General features: G+C 68.8%; 22 protein-coding genes. 4 read left to right on the forward strand and 18 right to left on the reverse strand.

Going from position 1 to position 21,229, the window contains the following annotated elements; all coding sequences use genetic code 11:
• The 8 genes from B7R21_RS09710 to B7R21_RS09745 all read right to left on the reverse strand — a co-directional run bounded on the left by B7R21_RS09710 (position 1) and on the right by B7R21_RS09745 (position 7,513).
• A complete protein-coding gene (locus tag B7R21_RS09710) occupies positions 1 to 1,110 on the reverse strand; it encodes a sugar phosphate isomerase/epimerase family protein (RefSeq protein ID WP_116283054.1) in 1,110 nt (369 codons plus the stop codon).
• The gene (locus tag B7R21_RS09715; protein ID WP_116283055.1) at positions 1,107 to 1,505 is read right to left on the reverse strand and encodes a C-glycoside deglycosidase beta subunit domain-containing protein; all 399 of its coding nucleotides are present in this window, start codon (positions 1,503 to 1,505) and stop codon (positions 1,107 to 1,109) included. The genes B7R21_RS09710 and B7R21_RS09715 overlap by 4 nt, the downstream gene beginning before the upstream one ends.
• A gap of 50 nt (positions 1,506 to 1,555) precedes the next feature.
• Complete coding sequence (locus B7R21_RS09720) at positions 1,556 to 3,133, reverse strand: GMC oxidoreductase (RefSeq protein WP_116283056.1); 1,578 nt, start codon at positions 3,131 to 3,133, stop codon at positions 1,556 to 1,558.
• Complete coding sequence (locus B7R21_RS09725) at positions 3,130 to 3,924, reverse strand: TIM barrel protein (RefSeq protein ID WP_116283057.1); 795 nt, start codon at positions 3,922 to 3,924, stop codon at positions 3,130 to 3,132. Before B7R21_RS09725 ends, B7R21_RS09720 begins: the two co-directional genes overlap by 4 nt.
• Positions 3,925 to 3,980: 56 nt before the next feature.
• On the reverse strand, positions 3,981 to 4,352 hold the full coding sequence (locus B7R21_RS09730; protein ID WP_116283058.1) for a nuclear transport factor 2 family protein: 372 nt from the start codon (positions 4,350 to 4,352) through the stop codon (positions 3,981 to 3,983).
• 4 nt (positions 4,353 to 4,356) lie between these two features.
• Positions 4,357 to 5,193 (reverse strand): carbohydrate ABC transporter permease, encoded by an 837-nt coding sequence (locus B7R21_RS09735; protein ID WP_116283059.1) that lies wholly within the window; start codon positions 5,191 to 5,193, stop codon positions 4,357 to 4,359.
• Between the two features lies 1 nt (position 5,194).
• The gene (locus B7R21_RS09740; protein WP_253259739.1) at positions 5,195 to 6,145 is read right to left on the reverse strand and encodes a carbohydrate ABC transporter permease; all 951 of its coding nucleotides are present in this window, start codon (positions 6,143 to 6,145) and stop codon (positions 5,195 to 5,197) included.
• 72 nt (positions 6,146 to 6,217) lie between these two features.
• Positions 6,218 to 7,513, reverse strand: a complete 1,296-nt coding sequence (locus B7R21_RS09745) for an ABC transporter substrate-binding protein (RefSeq protein ID WP_116283061.1) — start codon at positions 7,511 to 7,513, stop codon at positions 6,218 to 6,220.
• 223 nt (positions 7,514 to 7,736) lie between these two features.
• On the opposite strand from B7R21_RS09745, the gene B7R21_RS09750 reads away from it, so the two are divergent.
• Positions 7,737 to 8,678 (forward strand): LysR family transcriptional regulator, encoded by a 942-nt coding sequence (locus B7R21_RS09750; protein WP_116283062.1) that lies wholly within the window; start codon positions 7,737 to 7,739, stop codon positions 8,676 to 8,678.
• A gap of 14 nt (positions 8,679 to 8,692) precedes the next feature.
• Here B7R21_RS09750 and B7R21_RS09755 read toward each other — a convergent pair whose 3' ends face one another.
• The 7 genes from B7R21_RS09755 to pcaH all read right to left on the reverse strand — a co-directional run bounded on the left by B7R21_RS09755 (position 8,693) and on the right by pcaH (position 15,617).
• Positions 8,693 to 10,168 carry a C-glycoside deglycosidase beta subunit domain-containing protein gene (locus tag B7R21_RS09755; RefSeq protein ID WP_116283063.1) on the reverse strand — a complete coding sequence of 492 codons (1,476 nt, stop codon included), beginning with the start codon at positions 10,166 to 10,168 and terminating at the stop codon, positions 8,693 to 8,695.
• Positions 10,169 to 10,227: 59 nt separating this feature from the next.
• The gene (locus B7R21_RS09760) at positions 10,228 to 11,532 is read right to left on the reverse strand and encodes a C-glycoside deglycosidase beta subunit domain-containing protein (protein ID WP_116283064.1); all 1,305 of its coding nucleotides are present in this window, start codon (positions 11,530 to 11,532) and stop codon (positions 10,228 to 10,230) included.
• Positions 11,533 to 11,674: 142 nt separating this feature from the next.
• A complete protein-coding gene (gene pcaC, locus B7R21_RS09765; protein WP_116283065.1) occupies positions 11,675 to 12,097 on the reverse strand; it encodes a 4-carboxymuconolactone decarboxylase in 423 nt (140 codons plus the stop codon).
• The gene (locus tag B7R21_RS09770) at positions 12,094 to 12,897 is read right to left on the reverse strand and encodes an alpha/beta fold hydrolase (protein WP_116283066.1); all 804 of its coding nucleotides are present in this window, start codon (positions 12,895 to 12,897) and stop codon (positions 12,094 to 12,096) included. Before B7R21_RS09770 ends, pcaC begins: the two co-directional genes overlap by 4 nt.
• Positions 12,894 to 14,255, reverse strand: coding sequence for a lyase family protein (locus B7R21_RS09775; protein WP_116283067.1), 1,362 nt, complete (start codon positions 14,253 to 14,255; stop codon positions 12,894 to 12,896). The genes B7R21_RS09770 and B7R21_RS09775 overlap by 4 nt, the downstream gene beginning before the upstream one ends.
• Positions 14,245 to 14,805 (reverse strand): protocatechuate 3,4-dioxygenase subunit alpha, encoded by a 561-nt coding sequence (pcaG, locus tag B7R21_RS09780; RefSeq protein ID WP_116283068.1) that lies wholly within the window; start codon positions 14,803 to 14,805, stop codon positions 14,245 to 14,247. Before pcaG ends, B7R21_RS09775 begins: the two co-directional genes overlap by 11 nt.
• Before the next feature lie 2 nt (positions 14,806 to 14,807).
• On the reverse strand, positions 14,808 to 15,617 hold the full coding sequence (gene pcaH, locus B7R21_RS09785) for a protocatechuate 3,4-dioxygenase subunit beta (protein ID WP_253259740.1): 810 nt from the start codon (positions 15,615 to 15,617) through the stop codon (positions 14,808 to 14,810).
• Positions 15,618 to 15,717: 100 nt separating this feature from the next.
• Here pcaH and B7R21_RS09790 point away from each other — a divergent pair, with 100 nt between their 5' ends.
• Both B7R21_RS09790 and B7R21_RS09795 read left to right on the forward strand, forming a co-directional pair.
• Positions 15,718 to 16,485 carry an IclR family transcriptional regulator gene (locus B7R21_RS09790; protein ID WP_253259741.1) on the forward strand — a complete coding sequence of 256 codons (768 nt, stop codon included), beginning with the start codon at positions 15,718 to 15,720 and terminating at the stop codon, positions 16,483 to 16,485.
• Between the two features lie 97 nt (positions 16,486 to 16,582).
• Positions 16,583 to 17,767, forward strand: coding sequence for a 4-hydroxybenzoate 3-monooxygenase (locus B7R21_RS09795; RefSeq protein WP_116283071.1), 1,185 nt, complete (start codon positions 16,583 to 16,585; stop codon positions 17,765 to 17,767).
• Here B7R21_RS09795 and B7R21_RS09800 read toward each other — a convergent pair.
• On the reverse strand, positions 17,753 to 18,376 hold the full coding sequence (locus B7R21_RS09800; protein ID WP_116283072.1) for a TetR/AcrR family transcriptional regulator: 624 nt from the start codon (positions 18,374 to 18,376) through the stop codon (positions 17,753 to 17,755). The two genes, B7R21_RS09795 and B7R21_RS09800, sit on opposite strands and share 15 nt — an antisense overlap.
• Before the next feature lie 80 nt (positions 18,377 to 18,456).
• On the opposite strand from B7R21_RS09800, the gene B7R21_RS09805 reads away from it, so the two are divergent.
• Positions 18,457 to 19,338, forward strand: a complete 882-nt coding sequence (locus tag B7R21_RS09805) for an NAD-dependent epimerase/dehydratase family protein (RefSeq protein WP_116283073.1) — start codon at positions 18,457 to 18,459, stop codon at positions 19,336 to 19,338.
• 74 nt (positions 19,339 to 19,412) lie between these two features.
• Here B7R21_RS09805 and B7R21_RS09810 read toward each other — a convergent pair whose 3' ends face one another.
• Both B7R21_RS09810 and B7R21_RS09815 read right to left on the reverse strand, forming a co-directional pair.
• Positions 19,413 to 20,015, reverse strand: a complete 603-nt coding sequence (locus B7R21_RS09810; RefSeq protein ID WP_116283074.1) for a response regulator transcription factor — start codon at positions 20,013 to 20,015, stop codon at positions 19,413 to 19,415.
• Positions 20,012 to 21,226, reverse strand: coding sequence for a sensor histidine kinase (locus tag B7R21_RS09815; protein ID WP_116283075.1), 1,215 nt, complete (start codon positions 21,224 to 21,226; stop codon positions 20,012 to 20,014). The genes B7R21_RS09810 and B7R21_RS09815 overlap by 4 nt, the downstream gene beginning before the upstream one ends.
• Positions 21,227 to 21,229 lie beyond the last annotated feature (3 nt).

A 21,229-nucleotide genomic window follows, 5' to 3' on the forward strand; every position in this document is an offset into this window, starting at 1 on the left:
TCAGGTCAGGTGGGGCACAGGTGCGGCCAAGTGGGCGGCGAGCACCCGGGCGGCCTCTGCACGGTCGGTGATCATGCGGCTGCCGGCGTTCGCTGCGGCCGAGCGCTGCACGGCCTGCTCGTCGCGGATGATGTCGAAGGGGCTCTGCCAGTGGTTCCAGTGCCACCCCTCGTATTCGCTCGAGATCGCGCCGTTGTATCCGTTCTCCACCAGCAGCGCGACCAGCTCGCGCACCGGAACCGACGGCTCCTCGTGGTTCTCGTCGATGCCGAAGAACTTGCCGTGCACGTGACGCACCCACGGCAGGATCTCGAGCCAGTCCTCGACGCGTGCCGGCCCGAAGAGGCCGGTGCCGTTGATCGCGAAGTCGATCCCGAGCTCCGGTCGACCGTTCCGGGCGGCGAGGCCGATGAATGAACCGAAACGCTGGCCGTGCACCTGCTGGTTGGCGGGCGGCCCCTCGGCGTAGTAGCCGTTCCAGAGTTCGACGACGGCTGCAAGCAGGTCTTCGGATGCTCCGCGGCGCCGGTACGCCTCGAGCAGTGACGGCGCAAACCCGGTCACCGTCGCGCCCCAGTCCATCGTGAACGCGAGGTGTCGCGAGCCGACCTGCTCGTAGCGGTCCCTGAGGGCGAGGATGCGCGGGTGCGAGGCGTACTGGTCGGCGTGCACCTCGAGCGCGAGCGTGACGTCGTACTCCTCGGCGATCGGAACGAGCTGTTCCATCGAGTCGGGGGTCAGCGAGATCTGCACGCGGGCGATCGGGAAGCCGAGGGTGGCCGCGGCCTTGATCTGGCGGCGCATGTACTCGATCAGTTCGTCCTGGTTCAGCAGCCGGTCGCGGTGGATGCCGATGTCAGCGTTCACGGCCAGCGAGGTCTGCACGAGACCTGTCTCGGCGACGAGGTCTTTGAACCAGCCGGCGAAGGAGTCGTCGATCTCGGGAAAGCCGCGGAAGCTCGAGAAGCCGATGATCTCGAGCCCGGGTCCGTAGCCCTCGGCCGCGACCTTGCGGATGAGCGCTTCGAGGTCGTACTCGCGCTGGTGGGATGCGCGGGTGAAGCTGTAGAGCGTGACGCCCTGGATCGGGGTGCCGAGCGGCTCGGTCATGCGTTCACAGCCTTCATGGTCTTGGTGTCGTGCTCTTCGATGTGCAGCACTTCGTTGTCGGAGATGACGATGTAGGGGATGTAGAGCGTCAGGTCGACGTCGACCGTGTGGTCGCCACCATCGGCAGCCACCGGCACTTCGCCCGAGAGCACGGCCGAGTCGAGCGGGAACCACCACTCGGCGGTGTTGTCACGCAGCTCCTCGAAAGTGAACTCCGTGCCGTTCATCTCCCAGCGGAGCGTCTCGGGGGCGGCCGGGATGCCGTCGATCGACAGCTTCGCGCCGGCGATGCAGGAGCCGGGCAGAGCGCGGTACCACGGGATGCGGACCTCGACCGAGCTGCGCGATCCATGTGCCGTGAGAGTGCCCTGCTCGATGATGCGATCGGGGATCATGAGAACCTCCTTGTTCGTCTTCTTCTGAATTCTAACACACTAATGTCGCTTTACGACATAAGTAGCGATGCGATGTGGCGGGCGCCGCGAACGGCGAGGGCCACGCTGGTCAGCGTCGGGTTGCAGGCCGTCGAGGTGGGGATGACACCGTTTCCGGCGACGAGCACACCGGGCGCCCCCCAGACCTCACTGTTCGTGTCGCAGACGCTCGCCCCGTCATCGGCGACACCCATGCGGGTCGTTCCCTGGTAGTGCAGCGACGACCCGAGCGGCAACCGGAACGGGCGGTCGTTGAGGAGCTCCCCCACGGCACGGCCGAGCACGACAATGCGTTCGGAGGCGCGCGCGAAGGTCTCGTGATCCTTCTCCGTCAGGGTGTACCGGATGCTCGGGGCGGGCATCCCGTTGTCGTCGAGGTCGCTCTCGCTGAACTCCACGCGGTCGGAGGCCTGCAGGTCTTTGGCGCAGAACAACCCGAGCCCGACGATCGAGCCCGGCGTCACCGGATCGTCTTCGGCCAGCGGCACCGGCGAGGCATCCAGTTGCATCACCTGACCGTGGAACGGCTGCTCGTCGGTGAACGGCACCCACGTCACGCCGCTGTATTCGCTCAGTCCGGTCGACGACGCCCCCTGCCCGGCATCGAGCCCCTCCACACCGCGGAGCCTCGCCGCGAAGACGATCTGCGCCTGGTCGTTCAGCCAGCGCCCGAGCGCCTCCGGGCGGATTCCGGACGCCCAGAGGAGCTGCGGCGTCCGGAGAGCGTCGCCCGCCACGATCACGAACCTCGCAGCGACCTCGGTCGTCTCGCCGGTGCGGAGGTCGCGCACGGCGACGCCGCGCGCGCGGCCGGTCGCAGCACCCGCGCCGCCCGTGCCGGCCGCACCGGCCGCACCGTCCGCCCCGCCCCCGTCGAGCAGCACCCGCGTCACGAGCGCCTCGGGGTACAGCGCGAAGTCGGGGTTGTTCGTCGCCGCCTCGCCGAGCACCACATCGGAGCCCGACCACACGAGGTTGCCGTCGTCGCGGCGGTGGGCGGCCAGCGGCATCCGCTGCACCCGCTCCCCCGGTTCGCGGCCCTCGTCGACCACCACGGCGAGGCGTTCGCGCACGATCTCCGCGAACGGCGAACCGTCGAACGCGTTCGTGGTGACCCCGAGCAGTCGCGCCGCCTCGCCGAGGAGTTCATCGAGGTCGGGGAGGAAGGTGATCCGCTCGCTGCCCCGCGGGGTGGGACAGGCGCCCGTCCAGTGCGCGGACATGCCACCCACGTTGGTCGACATCGCGGCGACGGGCAGCCCGTCCTCCCCCTCGGCCTGGAAGCCGGCCTGCAGCAGGTGGGTGCCGGGGCGACCGCTCCGCTGACCCGAGGTCACTGCTCCGGGCGAACTGATCGTCGACGCGTCGGCGCTCGGGCCCTGCGACGCGCGCTGGGCCCTCGCCCGGGCATACGGGTCCGCGATGTTCTTCACATGCGCGCCGGGCGGGTCCGAGACGATCGGCCCGGCCTCGAACATCGCGATGCGGACACCGGGAGCGGATTCGCTCAGGATGCGCGCGTAGGCGGCACCGGTCGGACCGCTGCCCACGATGGCGACGTCGACCGACGCCGGAAAGCGGCCGGTCATGCGTTCGCGGCCAGCCCGCGGATGAACGCCGTCGAGGCGACCGTCTCCTGGGTGGGGTAGTACTCGAGCCCGATGGGTCCGTCGTAGCCCGACGCCCGGAGGTCGCCGAGGCGGGCGGTCCAGTCGATCGAACCGGAGCCCGGCTCGCCGCGACCCGGTGCGTCGGCGATCTGAACGTACTTCACCGTGTCGCCCGCCTCGGCCAGCGCCTCGGCAGCCGTCTCGCCCTCGACGGTCGAGTGGTAGAGGTCGTAGAGGATTCCGAAGTGCGGGGAGGCGACGCCGCGCGCGACGTAGGCCGCCTCGGCGGTGCGATCCAGCAGGGAACCGGGATGATCGACCCGCACGTTCACGGCCTCGAGCACCAGCGTGATACCCGATCCGTCGATCTGCGCGATCGCCCGGGTGTAGATGTCGATCAGCTTGTCGAGCTGCACCTGGCGCTTGCTGCCGCCGAAGCCGGTTCCACTGCCGACCACGAGGCGCGGGCAGCCGAGTTGCTGGGCAATGGCGACACCCTCGTCGAGGTGGCTGAAGAAGGGGCTGTCATCGAACGGCGGGATCATGGACTGGGTGCGCGGCTCCGAGAGCTGGGCCGTCAGCTGCAGCCCGGTCTCCTCGAGCGCCGCCTTCAGCGCCGGAATGTCCTTCGGCTTCGCCGGAGCATCGATCCCGGTCGGGCCCCACATCTCGACGGCAGTGAAGCCGGCTGCGGCAGCGGCCCGCACGCGGCCAGGGTACTCGGCCTCTTCGGTGAAGAGCAGCTCGATGTTCGGGGCAAGTTGGTACACGGAAGTCTCCTTGGGTGGGTGGGTACGCAGAGGTCGAGCAGAGAAGAAGGGAACGATCAGAACATCGGATGCGCGCTGACCGGCGATTCGGGCACGGGCTGCAGAACATCCCAGTGCTCGACGATCCGACTGTTCTCGAAGCGGTAGATGTCGGCCACCGCCATGTCGGCGCGCCCGGGCCCGGAGGCCCGCACATGCACCATCGCGAGATCGCCGTCGACGATGATGCGCTGGATGTCGAAGCGGGAGTCGGGCGAGGCGTCGAACTTGGGCGTCAGGCCCACGATCGCCGGCTCCGGCCCGTCGGGCAGCCCCGGGTTGTGTTGGAGGTAGTCCGGCGAGACCAGGAAGTCGAATGCCGCCCGCACGCGCTTCTGTGTGTAGAACAGATCGCAGAACATCTCGAAGGCGGCGCGGTTGGACGTCATCGGCTCAGCCCTTCAACCCGCCGGCGAAGCCCTGGATGAAGCGCTTCTGGGCGAAGAGGTAGAAGGCGAGGATCGGGATCATCGAGACGATCACGATGGCGAAGATCACGTTCCACTTCGAGACCAGCGAGCCGATGAAGTAGTACATCGACACCGGCAGCGTCTGGTTCGCCGAGCCGCCCAGGAAGATGAGGGCCGTGAAGAAGTCGTTCCAGACGATCAGGCCGCAGAGGATCGCCACCGTACCGGTGGCCGGGGCCAGCAGCGGGAACACGATGCGGAAGAAGACCTGCCAGCGGCTCGCACCGTCGATCGATGCCGCCTCCTCGTACTCCGTGCCGAGGCCGCGGAGGAAACCCGCGTAGAGGAAGATCGCGAGCGGCAGAAGCATGCCGGTGTAGAGGAAGATCATCCCCCAGACCGAGCCGGTGAGGCCGATGGTACGGGCCCCGATGTAGAGCGGCACGGCGCCGAGCTGCGCGGGCAGCACGATGGCGATGAGAAAGAGGTAGTAGGTGGCCTTCCCCCAGCGCCGGGTGCTGCGAGCGATGACGTACCCGGTGAGCGAGCCGAGAATGATGAGGCCGAAGATGCTGCCGGCCGTAATGATGATGCTGTTCATCAGGCCGAGGAGGATGTTCGACTGCCCCGAGGCCACGAAGAGGGAACTGAAGTTGTTGAACGTGGGGTTCAGCGGCAGGGCGAGCGACGACGTCGTGTAGACCTCCGCGTCGGGCTTCAGCGCCATTGAGATCAGGAAGTAGAACGGCAGGAGGAAGACGATCGCGAGGATCCAGACGCCGATCTCACGGATCAGGCTGCCGGAGGTGTAGCGGAACATGTCAGCTCTCCGTTCCGCGCGTGACGCGCTGTTGGATGACGGCGAACACCAGGATGATCGCCGAGAGAATGAGGGCCAGAGCGGCGCCGTAGCCGAAGTTCGCCAGCGAGAACGCCTGCTTGTAGACCTGCGTCGCGAGCGTCTCTGTCGCGCCCGCCGGCCCACCATTTGTCAGGGCCATGATCTGGTCGAACACCCTCAACCCGTTCACGATTCCGAGGGTGGTGGAGATGGCGACGGCCGGGCGGATGGCCGGGAGGGTCACGTGCCAGAAGCGCTGCCAGAGCGTGGTGCCGTCGATTGCGGCGGCTTCCTCGACCTCCGTCGGCACGCCGGCGAGGCCAGCCAGGTAGATGACCATTGCAAACCCGGTCTGCTGCCAGACGATGACGATGAGTACCGCCCAGATGGCGAAGGTCGGGTCGCCGAGCCAGCTCTTCTGCCACGACTCGAGGCCCACGGACTTCAGGATCGCGTTGATCGGACCGTTGAAGTCGAAGATGAACTTCCAGATGTACGACACGGCGAGCGGGCTGAGCACCACGGGCATGAAGAACAGAACCCGGAGGATGTAGCGGCTCTTCAGCGTGCGGTTCAGCGCCAGCGCGATCGCGAGGCCGACGATGTTGACGATGACGACCGACCCGAAGGCCAGGAACAGGGTGTTGCCGAGCGCCAGGATCTTGGAGGGATCCCCGAGGATCTTCTGGAAGTTCGCCAGCCCCACCAGCTGGAACGAGCCGATGCCCGTCCAGTTGGTGAAGGCGAAGAAGCCACCCACGCCCGTGGCGACGTAGTGGATGGCGAGCACGACGAGCACACCCGGGAGAGCCCACCACCAGTGACCGAAGCCGACGACCCCCCGCGCACGCCGGGAACGGGTCTTCCGATCCGGTCCCGGCGTGCGGTGCTGCTGCCCCGCCACGGTGTTCGCTTCAGTGCCTGAGTGCATCGTTGCAGTCATTGCCTACCCATCGGTCGTTCGAGCGTGTTGCGGCTTCTTCGGTGTTCCGTGGCCCGGGTGTTACTGGTCCCAGGCGGCGTCCATCGACGCGAGCACGCTGTCGACGGTGGTCTGGCCGGTCAGGAGGCCCTGCACGCCGGTTCCGAGAGCATCGTAGACCGCGGAGTTCGGCCAGCCGGTGTTCGGGAAGGCGACGTACGAGCCGCTCTTCACGATCTCGGAGACAGGCGCGTAGTTCGTGCCCGAGAGGTCGAGGTCGGCCAGGCCGGTCACCGGCAGCGAGCCCTGCGCATCGGCGAAGGTCTTCGACTGGGCGGGCTCTGCCATCCAGTCCAGGAACTTCTTCGCTGCATCCTTGTTCTTCGACGCCGCGTTCAGCGAGAGCGAGTAGTTCGCGCTGGCCAGGCCGAAGGCCTTGTCGCTCGAGGTCGCCGGGGGGAATGCCTCGACCGTGTAGGTGTTGCCTGCGCCGGCTTTCGCGAGGTCTGCCGCCGCGCCGCTCGGCCCGAACATGGTGAGTGTCGTGCCGGTGGTGATGCCGTTGGTGATGGCGTCGAAGCCCGCACCCTCGGCACCGCTCTGGAAGCAGCCCGCGTCTTTCATGTCGATGATGGCCTGAAGGGTGTCCTTCCAGCCCTGGGTGCCCGCGAAGGTGGTCTTCTTGTCGGTGCGCTCCTGGTTCCAGGTCGGGTCTTCGGCGTAGACGCGGGTCGCCGCGATCGAGGATGCCGTTGCACCCGTGTTGGGTCCGGCTGCGCCGGCGAGCACGAACATCGACTTGCCACCGCTTGCGGCGACGGTCTTGCAGTCGGCGAGAACACCCGTGAAGTCGGTCGGGAACGACGTGATGCCGGCGGCGGTGGCGGCGGTCTGGTTCAGGATGTTGCCGACGAACGAGATGCTGAGCGCCTGGCCGTAGGTCTTGCCGTCGATCTGGAAGAGGCTCTCGTTCCCGCTCGGAATGAGGGCGGTCGCGCCGTCGTCGAGCGGCTCGAGGAAACCGGCCTTCGCCAGCGTGATGATGCGCTGGCCGGCACCGCTGCCGGGCTGGCTCTCGATGACGTCCGAGCCGTTGCCGGCCTGGAACTGCGTGCTCGTGGTCTGGCTGAACGAGTCGTTCGGCACCGCATTCAGGGTGATGGTCACCCCGGGCGTCGCCGCCATGTATGCCTTGGCGAGGGTCTCGAACGGGCTCTCGACGCCCGTCGAGACCGCGTAGGAGAGGGAGAACGACTGGGAGCCGTCGGTGCTGGTTCCGGAGGTGCTGGAGCAGCCGGAGAGAACAAGAGCGCCCACGGCGAGAGGGGCGGCGAACAGGCCGATCCGTTGGGCATGAGAGCGACGGTGCTGTGTCATGAGGAGCCTTTCTGACTTCTTTGTCGGGTGCACGATCGCGGGGCAACCGGGCTATTGCCTCAGTATCACAGGCATGTGTCGAAAATGCACATAAGTCTTTGCTATGCCCGACATAACCCCGCGCTGGGTCCGCGCTATCTGAAAGACCGATGGGAACCGCGCCGCGCATCACCGTCATTGATAGAGTTTCGGCAACCCTTGTCTCGCGAAGGAACACATCGACGTGCCTGACCCTTCTCCGCTCTCCCGTCTCGACCTGAACCTCCTGGTCTCCCTCGACGCGCTGCTCACCGAGCGGAGTGTCACGCGCGCAGCAGAGCGCCTGCACCTCAGCCAGCCCGCGCTCAGCGCGTCGCTCTCCCGCCTGCGGCTGCACTTCAACGACCCGATCCTCGCCCGGCGCGGCAACGCCTATGAACTGACCCCGCTCGCACTCCGGCTCATCGAGCACACGTCCACGACCCTCGAGTCGGCCCGGCGGGTGTTCGAGAGCCAGGCCACCTGGGCGCCGACGGAGTCCGTGCGGGAGTTCTCGATCTACGGATCGGACTACGGGTTCGTCACCATCGGCAAGGTCGTCTCCGAGCTCGCCGCCGAACGCGCACCGGGAGTGCGGTTCCGCTTCATGCTGCACAATCCCACGATCGTGGAGGATGCGGCCAACCGCCTGCGCGGAGTCGATGGCATGGTCATCCCGCACGGCCACCTCACCGACCTGCCGTTCGCCGACCTGTGGCACGACAGCTGGATGGCCATCGTCGCCGACGACAACGAACGGGTCGGCGACGAACTGACCATGCTCGACATGGACGCGCTGCCCTGGGTGATGACCTTCCAGTCGCGCTCGGCCTACACCTCGGCCGCGCGCCAGGTGCAGCAGCTCGGGGTCGAGCCGACGATCGCCGTCGTGGTCGAGAGCTTCCTGTCGATGCCCTACTTCATCGCCGGCACGAACCGGGTCGGGCTCATCCAGTCCGCACTGGCTCCGCTGCTTCTGAAGTCGGGCGGCGTGCGTGCTGTGGCGCTGCCGTTCGAGGCGACGCCCCTCGTGAACGCGCTGTGGTGGCATCCGGCGCACAGCACCGACCCGGAGCACGCGTGGCTCCGCGCACTGTTCGTCGAAGCCGGGCAGATCGTCGAGCAGGGCGCGCATCACGGGGAGTGATCCCCGGATTCGTCTCAGGCGGGCTGGAGCGAGCGCATCGTGCGCCGGATGAGGTCGTGCTGGCGGCGCACCAGCAGCAGGGGGTCGACCTCGCCGATCTCGGCGAACGCGTGCCCCTCCCACTCGCTCGACCAGTAGCCGCGGTAGCCGCCCTCGACGAACACCCGCACGAGCTCCGGGTAGTCGATCGCGGGCTCGTTTCCGTTCTCGTCGATGTCGTAGAACTTGGCGTGCACGTGCATGATCTGCGGCATGATGTCCGACCATTCCGACGGCGCGACGTGGCCGTGCATGTTGAACGCCAGGTGTGCGAAGGATCCGAGGCGACCGGGATCGAAGTCGCGGCCCTTCAGGTAGCCGATGAACTCCTGCTGGCGCTCGCGCATCGAGGCGTCGGTGGCCCAGATGGCCTGCAGCCGGTCGCGGGCATCGGTGTCGAGGCCGGCCCGTTCGACGGCCCGGAGGAGCGTCGGCGACATGCTGTGCATCGTCGACGAGAAGTCGGCCACGAAGCCGAGCAGGGGCGAATCGAGTTCGGCATAGACATCCCGCACCTTCAGGATCTCGGGCGCGTTCGGCCCCATCGGCGCGTGGATCTCGTAGGCGAGCTTCAGTTCGAGTTCCTCGGCGATCGGCAGCAGTCGGCGGAGGAGGTCCGGCTTCGCGCTCTGGATGCGCACCAACGGGAAGCCGAGCCGCTTCGCCCCGCGGAAGAGCGTCTCGCTGAACGCGAACTCCTCGTCGGGCGTCATGTCGCGGTCGCGCCGGCGGCCCATGTCGAGGTTCGCCCCGAACGAGCTCTCATCGAACCCGTGCTTGTCGAAGGCCGCACGCCAGGTGCGCTCGAACTCGTCGGAGACCGCCGGGTAGGTGGGCAGCACCTGCGAGGCGACGATCTCGATGCCCGGGCCGATCCCGAGCTCGGCGACGCGGTCGAGCAGGCCCTCGAAGTCGAACCAGCCGGCCCGGAACTCGGCGCTGGCCGAGTAGAGCGTGAGACCGAGCGTGAACGGGTCGGCCTCGGTGGCGGGCGGTGGCGGCGTCACGTCGGAGACGAGGGCGGGGTGGGGAGCATCCGTGTCCCGCACCTCGAGGGTGAGCGTCTGGCGCACCACGTTCGGGACGTACATCCCCGGCCCGCCGGCCTCCCCCGGGGCGATCTGCATGTACGGCAGCCGCAGTTCGCCGAAGACGGTGACCTCGTGTCGTTCGCCGAGGGCGAGTGGATGCTCGCTCCGCACGATCAGCAGCGGGTGCTGTTGCAGGTACCAGAGCACCTCGCTCTGGGCGGAGAGGTCGGCGACGGCGTACCGGGTGCCGTCGAGCTCGAGGCCCAGGTCGGCCTCGGGGATGTCGCGGCCGTCGATGTTCAGACGGAGGGCCCCGACCGATGAGAGCCAGAGGCTCCGGTACCAGGGGATCGTGAGGGAGAGCGCGAACCCCTCGGGGTGCGTGCGGAGGCTCGCGTCGTCGATGAGGCCGTTGGGCATTGTCGTTCTCCTGGTTCGGTCGGGATGGTCTGAGTGGTCGGGATGGTCGGGCGTCGGGTCTAGTCGAGGGTGTCGGTGATGCTGCGCATGAGCGAGTGCTGCCGGCGCACCTGTTCGATCGAACGCCAGGGCTCGCGAACGCCCTCGTATTCGCTCGACAGGTACCCGGTGTATCCGGAGTCCTTCAGCGACTGCAGAACGGGCCGCCACGGAATCTGCTGGTCGTGGAGGTTCTCATCGATGTCGTGGAACTTCGCCTGCACGAAGACGACGTACTCGGCGACCTCCGCGAAGTCCGCCGGGTCGACGCCGATGCCGTCGAGGAACGCCGGGCGGGTCTCGCGCGTCTCACCGGGACCGAGGGGGATCGGCCGGTCCTGGAAGATGCCGGTGTCGATGAGCAGCCCGAAGTGCTTCGTGCCGGTGCGCTGGATGAGACCGATGTAGTCGTCGACGACGGGGTGCCTGATCGGCGTCGGCGAGTGGATCTCGGGGCAGATGATCACGTCGAGTTCGTGCGCGAGGTCGAGGGAGCGTTCGACCGACTCCGTCCAGATGGGGTCGGGGATGAGGTCGCCCGACACGACACCGATCTTCGGCCGCACGAATCGGAAGCCGAGCTCCTTGGCGAGGCGGAGGTCGCGCTGCAGGGTCGCGGCGCCCTCCTCGGCGGTCATCGCGTGGGCGTGCGGGCCACTGGAGTGCAGCCGGGTGTCGATCCATGAGCCGTAGTTCGTCGGCGCCAGGCTGTACTTCTCGAGCAGGCGGAACCACTCGTCGCGCCAGGCGGTGCTCGGCTCGGGGTAGTTCGCGACGTGCCCCTCGCCGAGGATCTCGACTCCGGTCGCCCCGACGTCGGCCACCGCGGCGAGCGCTGTCTCGAGGTCGAGCACGGTGCCGAAGTCGGTCATGAAGCTGTAGAGCGAGACGCCGTACTCGAACGGTGCGCCGCCGCCGTCCGGCGTCAGGGTGACGTGCTTCGTCACTCGGTAGACCGAGGGCTGGTGCTCCTCGGGCACGTACGACATGCGGAGCCGCAGCTCGATCGACACCTCGTGCACGCCCTGCGGCAGCCCGCCCTCGAACGGCACGGTCACGACCGCGGCATCCTCGAGCTGCCAGCGGAGGCCCTCGCTTCGCCAGAGCTGCTCGAGCGTGTGGGTCCGGCCGCCCAGCGTCCAGAGCGGAACCTCGGCGGGAACGTCGACGAGACCCGGGATCCTGATCGCGACCCCGTCGATGAGCGATGCCGCCATGCCTCGGTAGGAGGGCATCCGGAGTCTCAGCTGGAAGCCGGTCACACGGCCACCCTCGGAGACGTTTCGGAATCCGACGGACTGGATCAGGTCTCTCTCGAGAAGCATCGTTGCTCATTTCTGCGTGGGGGGTGCGACACAGAAAACCGTAGCACGCTTATGTCTTATATGCGCATAAGTAAGCTCACATCCGTCTGAAGAAGACGTGCCATCCCAGTTCGCTCGCGCGCGACCCCGTGTAGGACGCGGATCAGCCCTCAGGCGGGGTCATCAGAGGGTCCTCGGCGAAGACGCCGCTCGCGATGCGGAAGGCCGTGTTGGCCGCGGGCACGCCCGAGTAGATGGCGGACTGCAGGATGACCTCCCCGACCTCCTCGACCGTCAGGCCGTTGCGGAGGGCCGCCCGCAGGTGCATCGCCAGCTCCTCCTGGTGACCGTGGGCGATGAGCGAGCTGAGCACCGCGATCGACCGCGACCGGCGGTCAAGGCCCGGCCGCGACCACACGTCGCCCCAGGCGACACGCGTGATGAAGTCCTGCCAGTCGGCGGTCAGCGGGGTGATGCCTGCCGTCGCGCGCTCGACGTGCTCAGCGGAGAGTACCGCGCGCCGCACCGCCAGGCCCTGCTCGAAACGTTCCGCATCGGTGAGGCCGTCACCGGCTGGCCTGGTCATGAGGGGACTCCTTCAGAGTGGCTGGCGAAGAACGCGATCAGCGCCGCCGCGGTGGCCTCGGGCTGTTCGGCGGGCGGCAGGTGCGCGGCGCCCTCGATCACACCGGTCTGCCCGTGAGCGACACCTCGCGCGATCTCGGCCGCCTTCGATTCCGGCGCGACGGCATCGTGGCGGCCCCAGAGCGCCAGCACCGGTGTCGTGATGGCGCCGAGCTGCCCGCGCACGTCGTACGCTGCGAGCGCCTCGCAGCAGAGGGCATACGATTCGTCGTCGGCGTCCTGCAGGGCATGGAGGAGCCGGCCGCTGAGATCGGGATGCGCGGCCGGCGAACCGGGAGCGAACCAGCGCTCAGCTGAAGAGCTGAGGATGCTCGAGGTGCTCTCGGCTCGCACCTTCGCGGCCCTGTCCCGCCACGAGCCCGGCTCGCCGAGCTGCGCGCCCGAGGCCACGATGGCGGCGGCGCGCACCCGGGCGCCGTGCCGCAGCAGCAGTTCGAGGCCGGTCGCACCACCGAGCGAGACCCCCGCGTAGAAGAAGGGCTCGTCTGTGACAGCAGCGACCGTTGCGGCGAGGGCGTCGGCGAGCTCAGCCACGGTGAACGGCCCGGTCGCGGCGGGCGCTCGGCCGTGACCCGGCAGGTCCCAGGCGAGCACCCGGTACCGTTCTCCGAAGAGCGGAGCGCACGACTCCCAGAGGATGCTCGAGGTACCGAGCGAGGGCCCGAGCACCAGAAGCGGCCGCCCGGGCTCGCCGCCTCGCTCGCCGCCGAACTCCCTGAGGGCCAGGGTGGGGATGCTCATGGGTGTTCCTCTCCGATCATCCGTTCGACAGCAACTGCCGCGTCTCCGGTGTAGCCTGCGGGGTCGAGCAGCCCGTCGATGTCGAGGCCGGCCGTCTCGGGCATGTCCCGGAGCAACCCGGCCACGTCGCCGCCGGCCCCCGCGGCCGCCACCAGGCCCGCGACCCGATCGGCTCCGATCACCGGCGTCAGCACGATCGAGAGACGCTCGGCGAGGATGAGGCCGTGGGTGAGAGCAAGGTTGCGGGCCACCGCCGCCAGGTCGACCCGGAGCGCCGCACTGAGCACCGCGGCGTGGGCACTCGCCCCGAGCGTGAGCCGCAGCAGCTCGCGGAGGGTCGGCCATTCGGCGTGCCACGCCCCTGCGGGCCGCTCGTCTTCGGCCAGCGCCGCGCACAGGTGGAGGGTCGCGGCGAGCTGCGGAGCGCGAAGAGCCGCCGAACGGATGAGCACGGCCGCCACGGGGTTGTTCTTCTGCGGCATCGCCGACGAGCCACCTCCCTCGCCCGCGCTGAGCTCGCCGATCTCCGTGCGCGAGAGGGTCACCACGTCGCCGGCCAGCTTGCCGAGCGCGTCGGTCGCCTGAACGAGGGCGTCGGCCAGCTCGGTGACCGGCCAGCGGCTGGTGTGCCAGACCATGCCGGCATCATCAAGGCCCAGCGCCTCGGCGTAGTGGGCGGGCAGCGCGGCTGCAGCGTCGCCCCCGAGTTCTCGGAAGGAGGCGCGCGTTCCCGCCGCCCCGCCGAGCTGGGCGGGCAGGGTCAGCTGCCTCAGGCGGGTGGATGCGCGGCCGAGGCCCGACAGCCAGCCGGCCGCACGCAGCCCGACCGTGGTCGGCACCGCGTGCTGGGCGAGGGTGCGTGCCGCCGCCACCGTGTCCCGGTGTTCGGCCGCGAAGGCGGCGAGGTGCTGCTCGGCCTCGGCCAGCGAGGCGAGCACGGCGTCGACGGCGTCGCGGGCGACGAGCATCAGCGCGGTGTCGAGGATGTCCTGGCTGGTGGCACCGCGGTGCACCCACGGCCGGAGCCGTTCGGGCAGGGTCTGCTTCAGCAGCCCCACGAGCGGTATCACCGGATTGCCCCCGGCGACGGCGGCTTCGGCCAGCTCGGCCGCGTCGATGCCGGCAGCCCGGGAGCGCGCCGCCCGGGCATCCGGATGCCCGCCCCACGCCGCCCCCATCTCGTCAGCGTCGGCCCGGGGCAGCGCCCCCACCGCAGCCCACGCCCGCACCAGCCCCAGCTCGGCCCCCACCAGCGCACCGAGCACCGCCTCATCGGAGACGAGCGCGTCCTGCCCCACGGCGACCGGAGCCAGCAGCCCCCGGTCGAACGCACCCGGAACCGGCGCGTCAGAAGGCAAGGAACACCGTCTCCCTCTCGCCCTGCAGGCTGATGTCGTGACTCAAATGGCCCTCCGGTGTTCGCGTGGCCACGAGCGTAGCGCGCTCTTCAGGTACGAGCGAGCTGAGGAAGGTATCAGCGGCGAGCGCGGCCGAATCATCCGGCAGGTAGATGCGGGTGTGCAACCGGTCGGGCAGTCCGCGAGCGTAGACGATCGCCGCGAAGAACGCCGCGCGGCCGATCGGCGCTCCGGGGTTGCGGGTGAAGAACTCGTAGCGCCCGTCCTCGTTCGTGAACGCCCGGCCGAAACCCGTGAACGTGTGGTCGTCGCGCCGGAACGCGCCCCTCGCCTGGGGCACCCGGCCATCGGAGTCGGCGCCGAAGATCTCCACGAAGGCATCGGGCACGGGTGCGCCCGCCCCGTCACGGATCGTGCCGCCGAGCAGCACGGCGCCGGGAGCGTAGGGATCGACCACCTGGTGCATCCGGTCGAACTCCACGCCGTAGGCGAAGAACGGGCCGACCGTCTGGCCCGGGGTCGCCCGGTGGGTGCGCGGGGGAACAGTCATCGTCACTCTCCCTCGTTCTCGAACCACGTGGCATCCGGCCCGTCGACGACGATGTCGAAACGGTACCCGGTCGCCCACTCCTCGGAGGTGAGGTCGTGGTCGTAGACGCCGATCAGCGCGTCCCGGTCCTTCTGCCGCCAGATGGTGTTGAAGATCGGGTCGAGCGCGAACAGCGGATCCCCCGGAAAGTACATCTGCGTCACCAGCCGCTGTGTGAACGAGCTGCCGAACACCGAGAAGTGGATGTGCGCGGGACGCCAGGCGTTGACGTGGTTCTTCCACGGATAGGGGCCGGGCTTGATGGTCGTGAACGCATACTCCCCCGCGTCGTCTGTGATCGCCCGCCCCGCACCCGTGAAGTTCGGATCGAGCGGCGCCGGGTGCTGGTCTCGCTGGTGGATGTAGCGGCCGGCCGAATTCGCCTGCCAGATCTCGATCAGCTGGTTCGGCACCGGCCGCCCCCAGGAATCGGTGAGTCGGCCGCGCACGGTCAGCCGCTCACCCAGCGGTTCGCCCGCGTGCTGGATCGTGAGATCGCTCTCGACAGCGCCTACGTCGCGCTGCCCGAACGCCGGCGAGAGCAGTTCGACCGTCTCGGGGTCGACCAGCTTGAGGTTCTTGGTGGGGTGCCGCAGGATGCTCGACCGGTACGCCGGAAAGTCGATGACCGTCGACGGGATCGCCTCACCGGAGCGCTCCCGTTGCTCGAGGGCGGCGTGCAGTTCCCCGATCTCGGCGGTGATCTCACGCTGGGATGCCCGGTCGGGGGCGGCCAGCGAGTTCACGGGAGGGGCGATGGCTTCTGCTGTCACGGTGTCTCCTTCGACGGGGCGGAACGGCGTGCATCCATTGTCGGACACCGCGCCCCCCGAGAGCGAGGCACTCCCGATGAATGGGAGGGTGGAGCGATCCGTGGCAGCATGGAGCATGGCCAACTCCCCCACCGGCGACTCTGCGACCGAGCGTCTGGTGCGCATCCTCGACACCTTCACGCCGACGCGCACTGTGCAGACCGCCACGGAGATCGGTCGCCGCTCCGGCCTCCCGAGCTCGACCGCCCACCGCATCGTGAACGAACTCGTCACCACCGGCCTGCTCGAACGCGACGAGGAGCGACGGGTTCGGATCGGGATGCGGCTGTGGGAACTGTCGACCCGCTCGTCGCAGGCCCTCCGGCTGCGGCAGGCGGCCATGCCCTTCATGGAGCGGGTGCAGTCGCGGGTGCGGGAGCACACCCAGCTCGCCATCCTGGAGCAGGATGAGGCGCTCTTCCTCGAGCGCCTGTCGAGCCCCGAGTCGGGCTCGAACATCACGCGCGTGGCTGGGCGCCTGCCGCTCCACGCCTCGAGTTCGGGCCTCGTGCTGCTGGCTTTCGGGCCGCCCGACCTGCAGGAACGGGTGCTCTCCTCCCGGCTCGCGCCGCTCACCCGTGCGACCCTCTCCGACCCCGATGCGGTGCGCCGGAAGCTCGCCGAAGTGCGAAAGCTCGGGCACGCGATCGCCCCGGGTTACATCGAGGAGGTCTCCACCGGCATCGCCGCACCGGTGCGCGACGAGACGGGGCGGGTCATCGCGGCGCTCTCCGTGGTGCTGCCACGCGATGCAGAGACAGATTTCGCCGTGCTCGAACTGCACCGAGCGTCGGCCGACATCGCCCGCTCACTCGGCTACCACTCCTGACAGGAATTCCCGATCATCGGGAAGATACCGACCGGCGGCCACCGATCGATCGCACAATGGCACCACCGCCACAGCACCCCCCGTCGAAGGAGACGCCATGACCACCACCGTCCGCACCCGTGTCGCGATCGTCGGGGCCGGGCCGGCCGGCCTCATCCTCTCCCACCTCCTCGCCGACGCCGGCATCGAGTCGATCGTCGTCGACTCCCGGTCGAGGGAACAGATCGAGTCCACCATCCGCGCCGGCATCCTGGAGCAGAACACGGCCGACCTCCTCCGCGCCATCGACCCCGACACCCGCGTCGACACCGTCGGCCACCGCCACGACGGCATCGAGCTGCACTTCGGCGGCGAGGGTCACCGCATCGACTTCCCGGCGCTCGTGGGCCGGAGCGTCTGGCTCTACCCGCAGCACGAGGTGCTCAAGGATCTGCTGGCTCTTCGGCTCGGAGCGGCACAGGATCTGCGTCTCGGGGTGACCGTCGAGGGGGTGGAGGATGACGGCTCCGGGCATCCGGCGGTGCTCGCTCTCGACGCCGACGGCTCACCGCTCCGGATCGAGGCCGACTTCGTGGTCGGGGCCGACGGGTCGCGGAGCGTGGTGCGCCCATTCGTGACCGGCTCGCGCGGGGGCGGCTACTTCCGCGAGTATCCGTTCGCCTGGTTCGGGATCCTCTGCGAGGCCCCCCCGAGCTCAGACGAACTCATCTACAGCAACTCGGAGCACGGCTTCGCCCTGATCAGCCAGCGGAGCCCCGACGTGCAGCGCATGTACTTCCAGTGCGATCCGGCGACCGACCCCGCGACGCTCGGCGACGCGGAGATCTGGGAAGCCCTGCAGGTGCGCGTGCCCGGCACGACGCTCACGGAGGGGCCGATCATCCAACGCGACGTTCTTCGGTTCCGGAGCTTCGTCGCCCACGAACTCCGTCGCGATCGCGTCGCCCTCGTCGGCGACGCCGCGCACACCGTGCCGCCCACCGGCGCGAAGGGGATGAACCTCGCGATCGCCGACGTCGTGCTGCTTGCCGACGCCCTCCGCGCACTGCTCGTCTCGGGCGATGAACGGCTCATCGACGGCTACGCCGAGCGTGCCCTCGACCGCATCTGGAAGGCCCAGCACTACTCCTGGTGGATGACGAGCATGCTGCACGTCGCCCTCGACGCCAGCGACTTCGACCGCCGCCGCCAGCTGGGCGAACTGCACTCGGTCGTCTCGTCGGAGTCCGGCCGCGCCTACCTCGCCGAGGGGTACACCGGGTGGCCGCTACCCGTCGGCTGAGCGAACGCCTGCGGGGTGGGGTTGCGGAGCGGCGGCTTCGAGCGCCTGCGCCGCCGCACCCCGCAGCACAGTGATCTGGGCGAGAACATGGTCGGCCAGTGTCGATGAGTCGTCGACCGCCACCCAGAGGTCGTAACCGCTGTAGTAGGCCCTGATACCGAGGTCGGCCAATGCCCCCGCCTGCCACCGGTCGATCCCGTGACCGATGAGAGACCCCTCGAGCGCCGAGGTGATTGCGGAGCGCTTGAAGACGGCCCGCTCGTTCAGTTCGGGGCTTCGGGCGAGGATCGGATCCAGGATCCGCCCCGTCGTGCGGTGCTCGTGAGCGTGGGCGCCGGACAGGACGAGTACGCCGTTGACCATGCGATCCCACGCGCTCGCGTCGTTGAGTGCTTCATCGACACCCCGCGTGACGAGGGCGAGGAGTTCGCCCTGCCCCTGGAACACGATCTCCCGTTTGTCGGCGAAGAGGCGGAAGAGGGTCGTCTTCGTGAGCCCCGCACGGTCCGCGATCTGCGCCGTCGTCGTCGCCTCGTAACCGTGCTCGGCGAAGAGCTCCAGGGCGGCGCGCAGAAGCCGTCCCCGGGCATCCGGTTCCCATCGACCCATGCCCACATCATACCTGATGCAACTCAGTCACATCAGATGTAGGGTGATGTTACTCAGTCACGTAACAGAGGGAGAACACCATGCACGTCTTCATCACCGGCGCGTCAGGCTGGATCGGCACCGCACTGACCCGCGAACTCGTGGCTGCCGGCCACACCGTGACCGGTCTAGCCCGATCAGAAGCCTCAGCCGGGAAGATCCGGGCACTCGGCGCCAGCGCCGTACTCGGCGACATGGACGACCACGACCTGATCGTGTCGGAAGCCGCGAAAGCCGACGCGACCGCGCACCTCGCCTTCACGCTCGACTTCGCGGCGTTCGATGAGACCGTCGAGAACGAGCTGCGGCTCATCGCCAAACTCGACTCCGCCCTCGCAGGAAGCGGCAAGGCCGTCATCGCGGCATCCGGAACACCGATTCTCGAAGGACGCCTCGCGACCGAGGCCGATCACCTCGACCCCGCCGGGCCCGCCGGCGCACGGGCGAAGACCGCCGACGCGGTCCTGGCGCTCTCTCAGAACGGCATCCGCTCGGCTCTCGTGCGCATGCCCCGAACCGTCCACGGCGAAGGAGACCGCAACGGCCTGATCGCCGCGCTGGTCGGGCTCGACCGTCAGCTGGGCACGGCAGCGTACGTCGGCGACGGGTCGAACCGCTGGCCGGCTGTGCACATCGGCGACGCCGGGCGGCTCTTCTTCCTGGCGCTCGGGAAGGCACCCGCCGGGGCGGTGCTGCACGCCGTCGGCGAGGAGGGGGTGCCGATGCGCGACGTCGCCGAGGTCATCTCGCAGAAGACGGGGCTGCCTGCTGCAGCGGTCGACCCTGAACAGTTGGGCGTGTTCGGTACCCTGCTCGGCGGCGACCAGCCCGCGGCCAACACGGTCACCCGCCAGCTCGTCGGCTGGGAGCCGACCGGCCCGACCCTGCTCGACGACCTCGAAGCCGGCTACTACACCTCCTGATGCTCGACTGCGTGCGGGGGCCCTCCCCCGAGGCAGCACGCCGCCAGCCGCCGACGCCCTCCGCGGTGTGGGGGTCAGATCCAGCCGTTGTCGTGGGCGACGGTCGCAGCGGTGATGCGTGATTCGGAGTGCAGTTTCGCCATCGCCGAGGAGAGATGGTTGCGGACTGTTCCGTGGGCGAGGGTGAGGGTTCTCGCTATGTCCTTGGTGGAAAGACCGGCTCGGGTGAGGCGGAGCACGTCGGTCTCGCGATCGGTCAGGGGGCTCTCTGCCTCCATGAGCGCTGCGGCCGCAAGCTGCACGTCGATGTAGCGTTCGCCGGAAGCGACGGACCGGATGATGGAGGCGAGTTTCGAAGCGGGAGTCGATTTCGGCACGAAACCGCTGACCTGAGCGGCCAGGGCGCGTTTCAACGTGCCCGGCCGCGCATGGCGGGTGACGATGATGGTCCTGCACGCCGTGGTCGAACCCAGTTGCTCTGCGGCGTCGATTCCGTCGAGATGCGGCATCTCCAGGTCGAGCAGAACCACTTCGGGCCGGTGTGTCGTCGCCGCGGCGACAGCGGCGCGGCCGTCGCTCACGTCGGCGACCACCTCGATGTCCGTCTCGAGAGAAAGGAGCGCCACGAGCGCACCGCGAATGAGTTCTTCGTCGTCGGCGATCACGATCCGGATCAACTGTCGGCCTCCACGGGGTGCTGGCCCGACGCCCGGGGGATCCGGATGACCAGGGTGAACGTGTCGCCGCGCCGTCTGGTCTCCACCGTGCCACCCCAGACCGCGACACGTTCGGTGATCCCCCGGAGCCCCGTCCCTCCCGTGCGGAGCGCGCCGGAGCCGTTGTTCGAGACGGTCAACCGGTATTCGTCAGACCCCGACCGCACGAGATCGAGGGACGCCTCTGTCGCTCTGCTGTGTCGGAGGATGTTCGTGGCGGCTTCCCGGATAGCCAGAGCGAAGACCGCGCCGATCTGAACAGGAAGCTCGGGCACATCGATTCGCGCTTCGCAGTCGATTCCTGCCGAGCGCAGCACGGCCGCCGCGTTGCGGGCTTCGACGGCCACCGTGACGGTGCGGTAATCGTTCACGACCGCCCGGGTGTCATCGAGCGCCGTCTGCGCGATCCGGCGGATGTCTGCGAGTTCCTGTGCAGCGAGCTCGGGTTGGTCGGCGAAGAGTCGGCGCTCTGCGAGCTCACCTTTCAGGGCGATCACCTGCAGGTGATGGCCCTGGATATCGTGCAGATCGGTGGCGAATCGGAGTCTTTCCGTTGCGACGGCGAGTTCGGAGGCGGTCTGTCGGGCATCCTCGAGGCGGAGCACCACACGGAGAACCCAGACGGCACTGAGCGGCATGACGGTCACGAGGGCGAGCGTTCCGACGATGACCACGTCACTCCCCTCGCCCGGTGTTGTCGGCCCGCCCGCAGAGCCCGACGACCCCGTCGGGGCCGACAGGAAGCCGACGGCGATCGACCCCAGCACCGCGGCGAGAACGACGGCACTCCACCAGCGGGACACGAGACAGCCGAGCATCCCACCTCCGAGCGCGAAGAGGAAGCCCCACCTCCATCCGGCGAACGGAGGGAGAAGCGCGATGCCCCAGGCCAGGCCGGCCACGACAAGCAACGCGATGACCAGCGGGTGACGCGCAGACGCCCCGTCGGATGCTCGCAGCAGGAGCGGCACGACGGCGAGGGCCAGGACGCAGGAGACGATCGACGTGACGATCAGCACGCCCATCCGCAGTCCAGGCTCCCCGTCGACCCCGAGCACGATCTGCAGGAAGCCGCCGATGAGGACGAGCACCCAGAGCGTGACCGCTGTCGAGCCCCGCATGCGCCGCAGGTCCGCCGCAGCCCGAGGTCTGCCCGCCCGCACCTCCGTCATGGT

Origin of the sequence: Subtercola boreus, assembly GCF_003399625.1 — a bacterium.
In the GTDB taxonomy this organism is placed as follows: Bacteria; Actinomycetota; Actinomycetes; order Actinomycetales; family Microbacteriaceae; genus Subtercola; species Subtercola boreus_C.